Origin of the sequence: Pseudomonas sp. (genome assembly GCF_049653025.1) — a bacterium.
In the GTDB taxonomy this organism is placed as follows: domain Bacteria; phylum Pseudomonadota; class Gammaproteobacteria; order Pseudomonadales; family Pseudomonadaceae; genus Aquipseudomonas.
Window position 1 is genome coordinate 31,514 of record NZ_JBASFM010000003.1, and the last position, 15,021, is coordinate 46,534.

Annotated in this window: 15 protein-coding genes; 3 read left to right on the forward strand and 12 right to left on the reverse strand. The window is 64.1% G+C overall.

Annotated elements, in window-relative coordinates; genetic code table 11:
- Window positions 1-71 precede the first annotated feature (71 nt).
- The 9 genes from WBK23_RS00745 to WBK23_RS00785 form a co-directional block, all read right to left on the reverse strand.
- Window positions 72-1,247 carry a D-alanyl-D-alanine carboxypeptidase family protein gene (locus tag WBK23_RS00745; protein ID WP_424482104.1) on the reverse strand — a complete coding sequence of 392 codons (1,176 nt, stop codon included), beginning with the start codon at window positions 1,245-1,247 and terminating at the stop codon, window positions 72-74.
- Window positions 1,248-1,369: 122 nt separating this feature from the next.
- A complete protein-coding gene (locus tag WBK23_RS00750; RefSeq protein WP_424482105.1) occupies window positions 1,370-2,374 on the reverse strand; it encodes a septal ring lytic transglycosylase RlpA family protein in 1,005 nt (334 codons plus the stop codon).
- Entirely contained in the window at window positions 2,374-3,384 is a 1,011-nt protein-coding gene (gene mltB / locus WBK23_RS00755; protein WP_424482190.1) for a lytic murein transglycosylase B, read from the reverse strand. Before mltB ends, WBK23_RS00750 begins: the two co-directional genes overlap by 1 nt.
- Before the next feature lie 17 nt (window positions 3,385-3,401).
- Window positions 3,402-4,505, reverse strand: coding sequence for a rod shape-determining protein RodA (gene rodA / locus WBK23_RS00760; RefSeq protein WP_424482191.1), 1,104 nt, complete (start codon window positions 4,503-4,505; stop codon window positions 3,402-3,404).
- Window positions 4,506-4,543: 38 nt separating this feature from the next.
- Window positions 4,544-6,433, reverse strand: a complete 1,890-nt coding sequence (gene mrdA, locus WBK23_RS00765) for a penicillin-binding protein 2 (RefSeq protein WP_424482106.1) — start codon at window positions 6,431-6,433, stop codon at window positions 4,544-4,546.
- A 24-nt stretch (window positions 6,434-6,457) separates the two neighbouring features.
- Complete coding sequence (gene rlmH, locus WBK23_RS00770) at window positions 6,458-6,925, reverse strand: 23S rRNA (pseudouridine(1915)-N(3))-methyltransferase RlmH (RefSeq protein WP_160016131.1); 468 nt, start codon at window positions 6,923-6,925, stop codon at window positions 6,458-6,460.
- 12 nt (window positions 6,926-6,937) lie between these two features.
- Entirely contained in the window at window positions 6,938-7,309 is a 372-nt protein-coding gene (gene rsfS, locus WBK23_RS00775) for a ribosome silencing factor (protein WP_424482192.1), read from the reverse strand.
- A 37-nt stretch (window positions 7,310-7,346) separates the two neighbouring features.
- Window positions 7,347-7,991 carry a nicotinate-nucleotide adenylyltransferase gene (nadD, locus tag WBK23_RS00780; RefSeq protein ID WP_424482107.1) on the reverse strand — a complete coding sequence of 215 codons (645 nt, stop codon included), beginning with the start codon at window positions 7,989-7,991 and terminating at the stop codon, window positions 7,347-7,349.
- Window positions 7,992-8,004: 13 nt separating this feature from the next.
- Window positions 8,005-9,270 carry a glutamate-5-semialdehyde dehydrogenase gene (locus WBK23_RS00785; RefSeq protein ID WP_424482108.1) on the reverse strand — a complete coding sequence of 422 codons (1,266 nt, stop codon included), beginning with the start codon at window positions 9,268-9,270 and terminating at the stop codon, window positions 8,005-8,007.
- A gap of 264 nt (window positions 9,271-9,534) precedes the next feature.
- Between WBK23_RS00785 and WBK23_RS00790 the strand changes: the two genes are divergently transcribed.
- Window positions 9,535-10,764: an alpha/beta fold hydrolase gene (locus WBK23_RS00790; RefSeq protein WP_424482109.1), complete on the forward strand. Its 1,230-nt coding sequence runs from the start codon at window positions 9,535-9,537 to the stop codon at window positions 10,762-10,764.
- On the opposite strand, the gene WBK23_RS00795 is transcribed toward WBK23_RS00790, so the two are convergent.
- Window positions 10,761-11,615 (reverse strand): class I SAM-dependent methyltransferase, encoded by an 855-nt coding sequence (locus tag WBK23_RS00795; protein ID WP_424482110.1) that lies wholly within the window; start codon window positions 11,613-11,615, stop codon window positions 10,761-10,763. The genes WBK23_RS00790 and WBK23_RS00795 overlap by 4 nt on opposite strands.
- Before the next feature lie 63 nt (window positions 11,616-11,678).
- Between WBK23_RS00795 and WBK23_RS00800 the strand changes: the two genes are divergently transcribed.
- Window positions 11,679-12,395, forward strand: a complete 717-nt coding sequence (locus tag WBK23_RS00800; RefSeq protein ID WP_424482111.1) for a DNA-3-methyladenine glycosylase — start codon at window positions 11,679-11,681, stop codon at window positions 12,393-12,395.
- On the forward strand, window positions 12,392-13,708 hold the full coding sequence (locus tag WBK23_RS00805; protein ID WP_424482112.1) for a bifunctional DedA family/phosphatase PAP2 family protein: 1,317 nt from the start codon (window positions 12,392-12,394) through the stop codon (window positions 13,706-13,708). The genes WBK23_RS00800 and WBK23_RS00805 overlap by 4 nt, the downstream gene beginning before the upstream one ends.
- Here the strand turns inward: WBK23_RS00805 and WBK23_RS00810 are convergent.
- Both WBK23_RS00810 and WBK23_RS00815 read right to left on the reverse strand, forming a co-directional pair.
- Window positions 13,702-14,298, reverse strand: a complete 597-nt coding sequence (locus WBK23_RS00810; RefSeq protein WP_424482113.1) for an LON peptidase substrate-binding domain-containing protein — start codon at window positions 14,296-14,298, stop codon at window positions 13,702-13,704. The two genes, WBK23_RS00805 and WBK23_RS00810, sit on opposite strands and share 7 nt — an antisense overlap.
- Before the next feature lie 10 nt (window positions 14,299-14,308).
- Window positions 14,309-15,019, reverse strand: coding sequence for an LrgB family protein (locus WBK23_RS00815; protein WP_424482193.1), 711 nt, complete (start codon window positions 15,017-15,019; stop codon window positions 14,309-14,311).
- Between the last annotated feature and the right edge of the window lie 2 nt (window positions 15,020-15,021).

Here is a 15,021-nt window from a genome sequence, read left to right on the forward strand (position 1 = left end):
GCAGTAACGGCCTCGTAAGCCGTGGCAACAACAACGCCCCCGCGGTCGGCAGGGGCGTGCTGGTCACGCTATCAGTTGAACAATCCGAAGAAGAACAGGCTGATGCTATCCCACAGCCGGCGGAAGAAACCACCTTCCTCAACGGCTTCCAGGGCGATCAGGTCGGCGCTGTGCACCACCTCTTCACCCAGTTTTACCTCTACCTTGCCGATCACATCGCCCTGAGCAATTGGAGCGGACAGTTGCGGATTGAGGATCATGCCGGCTTGCAGCTTGTCCAGCTGGCCTTTGGGCAAGGTCAGGCTCAGGTCAGCCGCCAGGCCAGCCTTGACCTGACGCACGGTGCCTTTCCACACCTGCGCCTGGGCCAGCTCTTGGCCTTTCTTGTAGAAGGTGCGAGTTTCGAAGAAGCGGAAACCATAGGTCAGCAGCTTCTGGGTTTCAGCGGCGCGAGCCGACTCGCTGACAGTGCCGAACACCGAGGTGATCATCCGCGCACCTTCACGTACGGCAGACGATACCAGGCAGAAGCCGGCTTCTTCGGTGTGGCCGGTCTTAAGGCCGTCGACCGTCTTGTCGCGCCATAGCAGCAGGTTGCGGTTGCCCTGCTTGATGTTGTTCCAGAAGAACTCCTTCTGCGAGTAGATCGCATAGTGTTCCGCGTCTTCATTGATGATCGCGCGCGCCAGGATCGCCATGTCGTGGGCGCTGGAGTAGTGCTCCGGATGCGGCAGGCCAGTGGCGTTCATAAAGTGGGAGTTCTTCATGCCCAGCTTTTCGGCGGTCTCGTTCATCATGTCGGCGAAGCCATCCTCGCTGCCGGCGATGTACTCGGCCAGGGCAATGCTGGCGTCGTTACCGGACTGGATGATCACACCGTGCAGCAGGTCATCCACCGACACCTGGCTGTTCAGCGGGAGGAACATGGTGGAACCGCCGGAAGCCGCACCACCGGTACGCCAGGCGTGCTCGCTGACGTTGACCAGGTCCTGCTCGCCGATCTTGCCCTTGCGAATTTCCAGGGTGGCGATATAGGCGGTCATCAGTTTGGTCAGGCTGGCCGGCGGCAGGCGCTGGTCACCATTGTTCTCCACCAGCACCTTGCCGCTGGCACCGTCGAGCAGCACGTAGGACTTGGCGGCGAGCTGTGGCGGTGCCGGGATCACGGCCTGATCGGCCCACGCGGCCGATGCGCTGAGCAGGGCAAGTGACATGAAAACGCGTTGCGCAAAGCTGGTGATATTCATCCGTCTCTCTAGATTGCTGATGGTCGAACAGGCCCAGTGGGCACATTGGGTACTAGCCCTGGCCCGCTTAAGGCCAGCCAGGGTTGTTGTTTAGTCATGCGAGGGCGCGATAAGTGCCGTGATCAGTCGGCCTTGACCAGCGTCGGCTGACCGAGGTTGGCCAGGCGCACGCTGTCCTGCAGCTGCTCAGCCTCGCCCTGGCTGCCCACCGGCCCCAGGCGTACGCGGTGCAGAATCTGCTGGTTGCGTACCACTGAGCTGATGAACACCGGCGCAGCTACCATCTCGCTCAACTTGGCCTTGAGAAGCTCCGCAGCGTCCGGATTGGCGAAGGCGGCCACTTGGAGATACAGGCCAGAGACTGCGACTGAAGCGTTTTTTTTTGCGTCAATCTGCACGGGGAGCACCGCGGCGGCATGCTGCTGCGGGGGCGGCGAATACTGCTCGACGGGCTGCGCAATAGGTTGCGCAACCGGCTTGGCCTGCGCGACTTGCTGCGGCGCAGCCAGCACCAGCGGCACCGGGCGGCCCTGCTGAGCCCACCACTCGTGCGGATCGATCCCCTCGACCTTGACCCGTGCGGTGCCGCTTTCGGCGTAACCGAGCTTCTTCGCCGCGGCGAAGGACAGGTCGATGATACGGTCGGAATAGAACGGCCCGCGGTCGTTGACCCGCAGAATCGCGCTCTTGCCGTTGTCCAGGTTGGTCACACGCACATAGCTGGGCAGCGGCAGGGTCTTGTGCGCGGCGGTCATGCCGTACAGGTCATAGGTCTCGCCGTTGGCGGTGGCCTGGCCGTGGAACTTGGTGCCATACCAGGACGCTGGGCCGACCGCCTGATAGCGACGCGCATCGGGAATCGGGTAGTACTGCTTGCCAAACACCGTGTAGGGGCTGGCCTTGACCGGGCCGTAATGCGGCATCGGCACCGCATCGGGAATCCGCGATACGTCGACATCCCACCAGGGCGCGCCATCACGATGTGGCTGCTTGTAATCACCCGGGCCGGAAATTGCCCCGCCCGACTGTATGGGCGCAACCGGCTGCGGCGCGCGGCTGGACGAGCAGCTTGCAAGCAGCAATGCCAGGCTGCCGAAAGCGGCCAACTTGAAGGACAGACGCGACATCAATTATTTCCCCGTGCGGCAACCAGTGCCTCGGCCAGCTGATTGACCGCCATGGCATACATAACACTGCGATTGTAGCGGGTGATCACAAAGAAGTTAGGCAGGCCCATCCAGTACTCGGCACCCTCGGCACCTTCCAGACGGAAGGCAGTCACCGGCAACTCGCCCGCCAGCGGGTCGGCACTGCTCCAACCTAGGGAGCGCAACTCGCCGACAGTCTTCACCGGATCGAGGCCCACGGTCAGGCCTTGCTCGGCCTGCTCACCCTCGACGCTGGCGGGGCTGGTGACCGGCTGCCCCGGCTGCCAGCCATGACGTTTGAAGTAACTGGCCACGCTGCCGATGGCATCCACCGGGTTGGTCCAGATATTGATATGGCCGTCGCCGTCGAAGTCCACCGCGTAGGCGCGGAAGCTGCTCGGCATAAACTGCGGCAAGCCCATGGCCCCGGCGTAGGAGCCGGTGAGGGTCAGCGGCTCAACCTGTTCTTCACGGCTCAGCAACAGAAACTCGCGCAGCTCCTTGCGAAAGAACGGCGCGCGCGGCGGGTAATCGAAGGCCAGGGTCGACAGCGCATCCATCACCCGGTAGCTGCCGGTGTTGCCGCCGTAGGAGGTTTCCACACCGATGATCGCCACGATCACCTGGGCCGATACGCCGTATTCGGCCTCGGCACGCGCCAGGGTCGCCTCATGCTGCTTCCAGAACTCGACACCCTTATTGATGCGCGCATCGGTGATAAAGATCGGCCGGTAGTCTTTCCACTGCTTGACCTTCTCCGCCGGGCGCGAGATGGCATCGAGAATCGCCTGCTTGCGCTCGACCTCGGCAAACAGGCCGACCAGTTGCTCACCGGCAAAGCCGTAGTCGCGGGTCATTTCGGCAACGAACTCGGCCACCTGTGGTGACTGCTGATAATCCCCGGCCGACGCCGGTTGAACCATCCCGCACACCCCAGCCAGAGCCAGCCAGGGAGCCGTACGTACCATCCAACCACGCGCGTTTTGCATTGAACTCATAATCCCAATCAAGCCTGTGTCATCCACTTACGATGAGTGTGGATCGACATCAAAATCCCAAATCCCGACAGCAAGGTAATCAACGAGGTGCCGCCGTAGCTGATAAACGGCAACGGCACGCCCACCACCGGCAACAAGCCGCTGACCATGCCGATATTGACGAAGACATAGACGAAGAACGTCATGGTTAACGCGCCGGCGAGAAGCTTACCGAACAGCGTCTGCGCTTGCACGGTAATCACCAGGCCGCGGGCGATCAACAGCAGATACACCAGCAGTAACAAACACACGCCAACCAGGCCGAACTCTTCGGCCAACACCGCGATGATAAAGTCGGTGTGGCTCTCCGGCAGGAAGTCCAGATGCGACTGGGTACCCTGCAGCCAGCCCTTGCCAAATACCCCGCCCGAGCCAATCGCCGCCTTCGACTGAATGATGTTCCAGCCACTGCCCAGCGGGTCGCTTTCCGGGTTGAGGAAGGTCAGCACGCGCTGTTTCTGGTACTCGCGCATAACAAAGAACCACATGCCGATGGCGATCGGCACCACTGCGGCCACCGCGCCAACCACCCAGCGCCATTGCAGACCGGCGATAAACAGCACGAAGCCGCCGGAAGCGATGATCAGCAGCGAGGTGCCCAGGTCCGGCTGCAGCAGAATCAGCACAAAGGGCACGATGATCATCGCCAGACTGATGGCGATATGCTTCAAGCGCGGCGGCAGGCTGCGCCCGGACAGGTACCAGGCGATGGTCGCCGGCATGATGATCTTCATGAATTCCGAAGGCTGGAAGCGGATCACCCCAGGGATATTGATCCAGCGGGTGGCCCCCATGGCGTTATGGCCCATGACGTCCACCACCACCAGCAGGCCGACGCCGGCGACATAGGCCAACGGCACCCAGCGCGCCATAAACCGTGGCTCGAACTGGGCAATGATAAACATGCCGACCAGGCCGATACCGAAGGAGCTGGCCTGCTTCATCAGCAGATCAAGGTTCTTGCCGCTGGCCGAATACAGGATAAACAGGCTGCCGGTGGCCAGGATCAGCAGCAACAGCAGCAGGACGCCGTCGATATGCAGGCGCTGCAGCAGGGTTGCGCGGCGGCGCATCAGGTCTTCAGAGGACAGATTGCGATCGAAGTTACTGTTCATGGCGCGGCGACCTCAGCCGCCACAGGCGGAGCAAACTCGGCTTTCAACTGACCGTTCTCATCGAGCAGCCAGGCGTCGATCACCTGCTTGACCACCGGTGCGGCGACCCCGGAGCCGGACTCGCCGTTCTCGACCATCACCGAAACGGCGATCTGTGGGTTGTCCGCTGGGGCAAACGCAACGAACAGCGCGTGGTCACGGTGACGCTCGGCGACCTTGCTGCGGTCGTATTTCTCGCCCTGCTTGATCGCTACCACCTGCGCGGTGCCGCTCTTGCCGGCAATCCGGTACAGCGCGGCATCGCCCACCTTGCGCGCGGTGCCGCGCGGACCGTGCATGACCGACACCATGCCCTTGACACCGGCGTCCCAGAACGACGGATCGCGCAGCACGATATCCGGCATCGGGTTGGGGTCCACCGGGGCCTGGCCCTGGATGGTCTTGGCCAGGTGCGGGCGAATCCACTTGCCGCGTGTGGCCATCAGCGTCACCGCCTGGGCCAGTTGCAACGGCGTGGTCTGCATATAGCCCTGACCGATACCGAGAATCAGCGTCTCGCCCGGGTACCAGGCCTGGCGGTAACGCGCGCGCTTCCAGTCCCGCGACGGCATCAGCCCGGCGGTTTCTTCGAACATGTCCAGCGACACGCGCTGACCCAGCCCGAAACGGGTCATGTAGTCATGCATGCGGTCGATGCCCATCTTGTGCGCCAGCGAGTAAAAGTAGGTGTCGTTGGAGCGCATGATCGCGTAATCCATATCCACCGAGCCGTCGCCCGTGCGGTTCCAGTTGCGGTATTTGTGGCTGTGGTTAGGCAGCTGGTAGAAACCGGGGTCGAATACCCGGGTCTGCGGCGTTACCACCCCGGCATCCAGCCCGGACACGGCCACCATCGGCTTGATCGTCGAGCCCGGCGGGTACAGGCCGCGCAGCACGCGGTTGTACAGCGGACGGTCGATCGAGTCGCGCAAATCGGCATAGGCCTGGAAGCCGATCCCGGTGACGAAGGGATTGGGGTCGAAGCTCGGCTGGCTGACCATCGCCAGTACTTCGCCAGTCTGCGGCTGAATCGCCACGATGGCCCCGCGACGCCCGGCCAGGGCTTTTTCCGCGGCCTGCTGCAGGCGTACATCGAGGCTCAGGACGATGTCCTTGCCGGGCAGCGGGTCAGTGCGTTTAAGCACCCGCAACACGCGGCCGCGGGCGTTGGTCTCGACTTCCTCGTACCCCACTTCGCCGTGCAGCTCGTTCTCGTAGAAGCGCTCGATCCCGGTCTTGCCGATATGGTGGGTGCCGCTGTAGGCCACCGGGTCGAGTTCTTTCAGTTCCTTCTCGTTGATCCGCCCGACATAGCCGACCGAGTGCGCGAAGTGCTCACCATGCGGGTAGTAACGCACCAACTGGGCCACCACCTCGACGCCTGGCAGGCGGAACTGGTTGATCGCAATCCGCGCGATCTGCTCCTCGGACAACTCAAACAGCACCGGCACCGGCTCGAACGGCCGGCGCCCCTGACGCACGCGGCGCTCGAACAGCGCACGGTCCGCAGGCGTCAGCTCCAGCACCTCGACGATCGAGTCCAGCACCTGCGGCCACTCGCCGGCGCGCTCGCGGGTCAGGGTCAGGCTGAAGCTCGGCCGGTTGTCAGCGATGATCACGCCGTTGCGGTCGAAGATCAGCCCGCGCGTGGGCGGCAGCGGCTGCACATGGATGCGGTTGTTCTCAGCCAGGGTGGTGTGATGTTCGAACTGCACCACCTGCAGGTAGTACAGGCGCGCCACCAGCACCGAGGTCAGCAGCAAAACCACCACAGCACCGACGAACGCCCGCTTGCGAATCAGGCGGCCGTCTTTCTCGTGGTCTTTGAGGCGAATGGGTTGCGGCATCGGTGGCTGCTGATTACTGGCTGATTACTTGTGATAAGGATGACCGGACAACACGGTCCAGGCACGATACATCTGTTCGCCGATCAGAATCCGCACCAAGGGGTGCGGCAAGGTCAGCGGCGACAACGACCAGCGCTGCTCACTGCGCGCCTGCACCTCGGGCGCCAGCCCTTCCGGGCCGCCGACCATCAGGTTGACGGTGCGTGCATCCAGGCGCCATTTGTCGAGCTCGACCGCCAGCTGCTCGGTGCTCCAGGGTCGCCCTTCGACTTCCAAGGTAACGATGCGTTCCCCCGGCGCGACCTTGGCCAGCATGGCCTCGCCTTCCTGACGGATCATCCGCGCCACATCGGCATTCTTGCCGCGGGTGGTCAGCGGAATTTCCACCAGTTCCAGGGACAGCTCGCTGGGCATGCGCTTGGCGTATTCCTGCCAGCCCTCTTCCACCCATCGCGGCATCCGCGAGCCGACGGCGATCAGTTTGATCCGCACCGCTGCGTGTCCTTATTCCTGCTCTGGGCTCGGCTCGGCGCTAAACTGCGCACGACTCTGCTCGGCACCCTGCCACAGACGCTCAAGGTCGTAGAACTGGCGAGCCGTCGGCAGCATCACGTGAACCACGATGTCGCCGAGGTCGAGCAACGCCCACTCGCCGGTATCCATGCCTTCAGTACCGATCGGGCGCACGCCCTGCTCCTTGACCTTCTCCAGCACGTTGTCGACCAGCGACTTGACGTGACGGCTGGAGGTGCCGCTGGCGATCAGCATGAAATCGGTGATGCTGGTCTTGCCGCGCACATCAATGGTGGTGATGTCCTGCGCCTTGATTTCTTCCAGGGCTGTGATGGCCAGTTTGACCAAATCTTCGCTCTGCATTTTTGCCTTAGTCATAAGTAACTCATTTGCCTCGTGTTCAATTCGCGCCACGGTACAGTCCGTGGGCATGGATATAGGCCAGTACCGCGTCAGGCACCAAAAAGCGTGCCGACTTTCCGTTCGCCAGTAGCGAACGGATCTGGGTGGCAGACACCGCCAGGGGTGTTTGCCAGATAAAAGCAATTTGCCCGCTCGGCCCACTCAGGGCCGAAGGGTCACTCACACTGCGCGCCGCCAACAGATCACGCAGCGCCTCCGGCGCTTCACTGTCGGCGTCCGGTCGTTGCAGCACCAGGATGTGGCAGTGCTGCAGCAATTCGTCCCAGCGCTGCCAGCTGGGCAGGCCGCAGAAGGCATCCCAGCCCAGCAGCAGAAACAGCTGATCATCCGCCGCCAGCTCGCCACGCAGCGATTCCAGGGTATCGATACTGTAGGACGGTTTATCGCGCTTGAGCTCGCGATCATCCACCTGCAGGACAGCAGCATCGCTAACCGCCAGCGTGACCATGGCCAAGCGATCCGCCGCGCTGACCTGCGGCGTCTTGCGGTGTGGCGGCCGCGCGCTGGGAATCAGACGCAGCTCATCCAGCACCAAGCTTTCCGCCACTTCCACGGCGCTGCGCAAATGGCCGATATGCACCGGGTCAAAGGTGCCACCGAGCAAGCCAATGCGCCGGGCCATCAGGTGCGCCCCATCAGGTACGAATGTGCCCGTCGCCAAACACCACGTACTTCTCGCTAGTCAGCCCATCCAAGCCGACCGGACCACGGGCGTGCAGCTTGTCGGTGGAAATGCCGATCTCCGCGCCCAGGCCGTACTCGAAGCCATCGGCGAAACGGGTCGAGGCATTGACCATCACCGAAGCGGAATCCACTTCGGTGAGGAAGCGCCGCGCATCAGTGAAGTTCTCGGTGATGATCGCGTCGGTGTGTTTGGAGCCGTAATGGTTGATGTGCTCGATGGCCGCATCCAGCGAGTCGACGATGCGAATCGCCAGGATCGGCGCGTTGTATTCGGCGAACCAGTCTTCCTCGCTCGCTTCCAGCACATCACTGCCCAGCAGTGCGCGGGTCGCGGCATCGCCACGCAGCTCGACGCCCTTGTCGCGGTAGATGGCGGCCAGCGGCGGCAATACGCGCTCGGCGATGGCGGCGTGCACCAGCAGGGTTTCCATGGCGTTGCACGGCGAATAACGATGAGTCTTGGCGTTGTCGGCGACGCGGACGGCCTTGTCGAGGTCGGCGGCGACGTCGATATAGACGTGGCAGACGCCGTCCAAGTGTTTGATCACCGGCACCTTGGCGTCACGGCTGATGCGCTCGATCAGACCCTTGCCACCGCGCGGCACGATCACGTCAACAAACTCGGGCATGGTGATCAGCGCACCGACGGCGGCGCGATCCGTGGTTTCCACCACCTGCACGGCGCTGGCGGGCAAACCGGCTTCGGCCAGACCGTGCTGAATGCAACGGGCAATCGCCTGATTGGAATGAATGGCCTCGGAACCACCGCGCAGGATGGTGGCGTTACCGGACTTCAGGCACAGGCTGGCGGCGTCGATGGTCACGTTAGGACGCGACTCGTAGATGATGCCGATCACGCCCAGCGGTACGCGCATCTTGCCGACCTGGATACCCGACGGCAGGTAGCGCATGCCCTGGATCTCGCCGATCGGATCCGGCAGCGTGGCAACCTGACGCAGACCTTCGATCATCGAGTCGATCACCGCCGGCGTCAGCGCCAGACGGTCAACCATGGCCGGCTCCAGGCCATTGGCGCGCGCGGCGGCCAGGTCCAGCTCGTTGGCGGCAGTCAAATCGCTGCGCGCGGCATCCAGCGCGGAGGCTGCAGCATGCAGGGCACGATTCTTCTGCGCAGTACTGGCACGCGCCAGCACGCGCGAAGCGCTGCGGGCGGCCTGTCCCAGGCGGGTCATATAGTCGAGCACGGACTCAGTCATGGTCTTGGCAGGTCTGGCGGTTGAAAAAAGTCGCTGAGTATAACGGGCGCGCCGCTCCACGCCCAGCGCTGCGCGGCGGACGGTAAACACGGCGTTCGCCGCAGCCTGCGGTAACGCCGGCAAACGCCGCCTTACCGGCGGCAGCGAGAAACAGTGACACCACAGGCCATCAGCCGCCCGAAGGTTAGGTAAACAAAAGCCACCCGAATGTTTACCTTGCCATTAAAAGCAAGACAGGCGGCCGACCGCCGGGGTGGGATCAGCATGCATTACCGTACCGACTACTGCGCCGCACAACTCAACGACCCCCCGCAGGTGCTGCACCTCGGCGACCTGCGCCTGCACTACCAGGCCTACGCCTGCCGCAGCCACGACCCGCGCCCGCCCGTGCTACTGCTGGGCGGCGCGTTCCAGAGCTTTCGCTCGTTTGCCGCCGAGGTCAGCGAGCTGCTTGGCGAGCATCCGGTGATTCTGCTCGATCTGCCGAGCCAGGGTGGCAACCTGCAACTGGTGCCCGACCTGAGCCTGGAGCAGCTGGCCGACCTGATCGCCGCCTTCGCCAACGAGCTCGACCTGCCGCCGCTGATGCCCATCGGCCTGTCCTACGGCTCGGCCCTGGCGGCATTGTTTGCCGCCCGCCATCCAGCGCGCTGCGCCCGCGTACTGCTGGCTGGGATCACCGCCTTTGGCCGCCCCGGCGCACGCCTGCTGTTGCAGGAAGGCTTGGCGCTACTGGCCGAAGGTCGCTGCGACGCCTTTGCCCACGGCGCGTTGACTGGCCTGCTTAACCCCTTGCGCCTGGAGCAGACCGGCGTGGCCCCGGTATTTCGCAAGGCGCTGCTGCGACAGATCCAACGCCTGTCGCCCGCCGATATCGAGCGCTATCGGCAGAACAGCCAGCGCCTGCTGGATTTCCAGGGCTTTCACGCGCACCCCAGCTGCCCGACCCTGGTGCTGGCCGGCGAATATGACCACTTCACCCAACCCTGGGAGCACGCGCACTTTGCCGCTGCCTGCGCCCAGGCCAGTTGCGCGCTGATCCACAACGCCGATCACCTCGCGCAATTCGAACAACGCGATGCCTGCGCCAGCCTGTACAGCCCATTTCTGCGCGGCGAAGCTCTGCCAAACCGCAGCCCAGGCAGCAGCCTGCTGACCAGCCAACAACTGCTGCAATTGGAAAAACGCCACGAGCCACGCCTGCCGCCCAGCCAGCGCCAGGCGCGCCTGCAGCATGTCGAGGGCGGCGAATGGGCCGTGGAGATCAGCGAACTGGGTTTCTTCGGCGGGCTGTTGCAAGCCGATCTGCCGGCTATGCGCGGCGTGCGCGGCTGGCAATTGCTATGCAAGGACCTGCCCGCCCAACCTCTTCTACCGCTGCGCCAGGATCAAAACGGCCTGGCCTTCGTCTTCCCGCACAGCGATCAACTGGCCAGCCAGGCCCTGGCGACCCAGTTCCAGCAACAGCCACTCCCGACAGCGGCCTGCGCTTAAACGCGGGCTTCAATCACCCGCACCAGACCGGCACTGCGCGACGGTGCCAGGCCAAGCGTCTGGCTCGCGCGACTGGGGTCAAACACCTCGACCTGACTGAAGCCGCAATTCTTGAAACCCTGCACAATCGCCTGGTCGTTGCGGTAGTGCAGCGGGTAGTTGCCACGGGTCAGCCGCCCGATCAGGCCGACGCCCCAGCGCAACTGGCGATAGCGTGGGTGCTCGCGCAGGTCCGGGTACAGTTCGGTCAGGTAGGTGGCTTGGGGGAACTCGCGCAACTGATCGGCCAGGCGCGTCCAGAATGACTCGATCAGCGCCAGTTCGAAGTAATTCACCAACCCCTCGGTAATCACCACCACCGGCTGGCTGTGGTCCAGCTCGGCGAACAGCGCCGCCAGACTCTTCGGCCCGTCCTCGGCGAGAATATCCACCGCGCGCACCTGATGCTGGTTACCCAGCCAACCCTCGCTGTTGAGCAGCAAGCGCTTGCGCGCCGCCATCACCGGCAGATCGGCCTCGACATAGCGCAGCTCGGGATAACGCTCGGTAAAGCGCCTGCCACGGGGCGACAGCCCGCAGGCGATTTCCACCACCTGGCGCACCCCGCCCTGCTCGATGGCCGCCGTCAGCTGGGCATCGATCTGCAGGTGCCGCTGCAACAGGAACTGCTCGATATCCAGGCCGAAACCCACTCGCGCGCCCCAGGTGATCGGCGTCAGCAGTCCATGCACAAAGCGCCCGAACGCAGTAACGAACGCTGGCTCGGCCAACTGATGGCGGTACCAGACATAGCCGGTGTAGTGGGCACTGGGACTGATGTGGGCGCTGCTGACGCGGGCACGTTCAGACATGGTTCAGACTCTTATTGTTATCATCGCCCCAGCCTATGCCCAGCCCAGCCACAACGACAGCGCATGCCCAACGAACCCACCCTTAGTTTGCCCTGGCCCGACGCCCGCGCCCTGCCGGCGAGTTTCTTCGACCGCGACGCACGCCTGCTGGCCCGCGAGCTGCTGGGCAAGGTGATTCGCCATAAGCAGGGCGAACGCTGGCTGAGTGCGCGCATCATCGAGACCGAAGCCTATTACCTGGCGGAAAAAGGCAGCCACGCCTCGCTCGGCTACACCCACAAACGCCGCGCGCTGTTTATGGACGGCGGGCACATCTATATGTACTACGCCCGCGGTGGCGACTCGCTGAACTTCAGCGCTCACGGCCCAGGCAATGCGGTGCTGATCAAATCCGCCTACCCCTGGCAGGACCAGCACTCGGACGCCGCCAGCCTGGCGCAGATGCAAACCAACAATCCGGACGCCCAGGGCCGGCCGCGCTCGCCGCAAAGCCTGTGCGCCGGGCAAACCCTGCTGTGCAAGGCCCTCGGCCTGAAAGTGCCGGATTGGGACGCGCAACGCTTCGATAATCAGCGCCTGTTTGTCGAGGATGTTGCCGAACGCCCTGCCGTCGTAGTGCAATGCGCGCGCCTGGGCATCCCTGCCGGCCGCGATGAACAGCTGCACTACCGCTTTGTCGATGCCGCCTTTGCCCGCCACTGCACACGCAACCCACTGCGCCGCGGGCAAATCGCCGGCCAGCACTTCCATCTACTCACCCCTAAGGATAACTACCGATGAGCCAGTGGCTCGACAGCTTGACCCTGTGGCTTGGAGCCAACCCTGAGTGGCTGGGCCTGGCGATATTCCTGATTGCCTGCGTCGAATGCCTGGCGATTGCCGGCATCATCGTGCCGGGCACTATTGTGCTGTTCGCCGTCGCCGTACTGGCCGGTAACGGCGTCCTGTCGCTATGGGAAACCCTGGCGCTGGCCTACTTCGGCGGCTTGCTGGGCGACGCGCTGTCCTACTCCATCGGGCGCTATTTCCATCAGGACATTCGCCGCCTGCCGCTCCTGCGCAGTCACCCGCAGTGGCTGAGCGCGGCCGAAATCTACTTCCAGCGTTATGGCGTCGCCAGCCTGCTGGTCGGCCGTTATATCGGCCCACTACGGCCGATGCTGCCGATGGTTGCGGGCATGCTGAACATGCCGCTCGGGCGTTTTATCGTCGTCAGCATGCTGGCCGCCGCCGGCTGGTCCGTCGCCTATATGCTGCCCGGCTGGGCCACTGGCGCGGCGCTGCGCCTGCCGTTGCCGCCAGGCTTCTGGCCGCAGGCCGGTGCAGTGGCCGCGGGTTTGGCCCTGGTGCTGGTAATCAGCGCCCAGGGCAGCCTGCGCGGGCAGCGCCACGCCAGCCTGCTCACCGCCGGCTCAAGCCTGGCATTGCTGATCGGCCTGTTCTATGGCTGGCCGCAACTGACTCAGCTCGACCAGGGTTTGCTGGCGATCATCCAGGAACAGCGCAGCCCCGCGCTCGACAACCTGATGGTACTGGTTACCCGCCTGGGCGACCTGCAAACCCAAGTGGCCGCGGGCGTCTTGCTGACCCTGGTGCTGCTGGTGACGCGGCAGTGGCGCGCCGCGGCGTTTGCCGGCGCTACCTTGCTCGGCACCGCGCTGGCCAACGACCTGCTGAAAAGCCTGTTTGCCCGCACCCGCCCGGAAGTCCTGCTGGAACCGCTGGGCAGCTTCAGCTTCCCCAGTGGCCATAGCTCGGCGGCGTTCGCATTCTTCCTGGCGCTAGGGATTCTCGCCGGACGCGGTCAACCGGCGCGCATGCGCCTGACCTGGCTGCTGCTGGCCTGCCTGCCGGCGGCAGTGATCGCCATTTCACGGGTGTACCTGGGGGTGCATTGGCCCAGCGACATCATCGCCGGGGCCGTACTGGCGACCAGCATCTGCGCGCTGAGCCTGGCCCTGGTGCAGTGGCGTACACCGCTGCTGGCGCTGCCGGCCAAGATCTGGTGGTTGCTGCTGCCGGTGATCCTCGCGCTGCTGGGCGGCATCGCCACCTGGCAGTGGTCCGCCGACCTGCTGCGCTACCGCTACTGACTGCCGCCCGCCTGGCCTTGCAGCTGCTCAAGCAGTTCATGCAGCAAGTCCAGGCGCGGCTGTACCTGCGCCATGCCCAGCAGTTGCAACTTCTGCTCGAGCGCCAGCGGCAGCAGGTACGCCAGCTGATTAGCCAGCGCATTTTGCCCATCCGGCTCGTTCTGCATGCCTAGCGCCGCGACCAGCGGGTGCACGCTCAGGGCACTAAGCAGCGCCGCCAGATCGGCATGCTCGTCCAGCAGCGGCTGCTCCAGCGGCTCATCCAGCCACTCGACTTCCGCCAGGGTCAGCTGGTCAGGCAGCACCTGGGCGCGCTGCACCTTGAAGCGCCGCCCGCCTTCCACGCGAATCCCCAGCAGGCCATTGGCTAGCGGCTGAAAATCCCGAATCAGCGCCTCACAGCCGATCGCCGCGAATTGCCCGGCAGCCGCGCCGACCTCGGCACCCTCGAGAATGCCGACCACGCCAAAGCCCGTGCCTTGCCTCATGCAGCGGCTGATCATGTCCAGATAGCGCGCCTCGAAAATCTGCAGGTCGAGCATGCAACCGGGAAACAGCACGGTATTGAGTGGGAATAACGGCAGGGTCATAGGCATCACCTCAGATCAGCAACAGAATCGCCAGCGGCAGCAGCACGGCGGTGAACATGCCCATCAGGCTCATCGCCAGGGCGGCGAAGGCCCCACACTCCTCACTCTCCTGCAAGGCCCGCGCGGTACCCACCGCATGCGCAGTCAGGCCCAGGGCCATGCCCAGCGCAGCCGGGTGGCGCACGCCGCAGCGTTTGAGCAGGGACGGCCCGACTATCGCGCCGATGATCCCGGTGATCATCACGAACACCGCCGCCAGCGCGGCAATCCCGCCAATCTGGTTGGCCACCAGCATGGCAATCGGCGAGGTCACCGATTTCGGTGCCATGCTCATCAGCATGATCTGCTCGGCACCGAAGGCCCAGGCCAGACTTACGCCCAGCGCGGTGGCAAATACGCCGGCCAGCAGCAGGGTGATCAGAGTGGGCCAGAACAGCTGGCGAATCCGCCGCAGATTGAGAAATAACGGCACCGCCAGCGCCACCGTGGTCGGCCCGAGGAACAGGGTCAGGGCCGCGGCGCTGGCCTGATAGTCGGCAAAGCTCAGGCCGCAGGCCAGCAGGATGCCGATCACCGCAAGCATCGAGACCAACACGGGCTGCAGGAACACCCAGCGGGTTTTCTCGTAGGCGGCAATAGCCAGCTGATAGGCACCCAGGGTGATGCCCACGCCAAACAACGGATGGTGGATCAGCGCCTGCCAGGCGGCGTGCCATTCCAGGC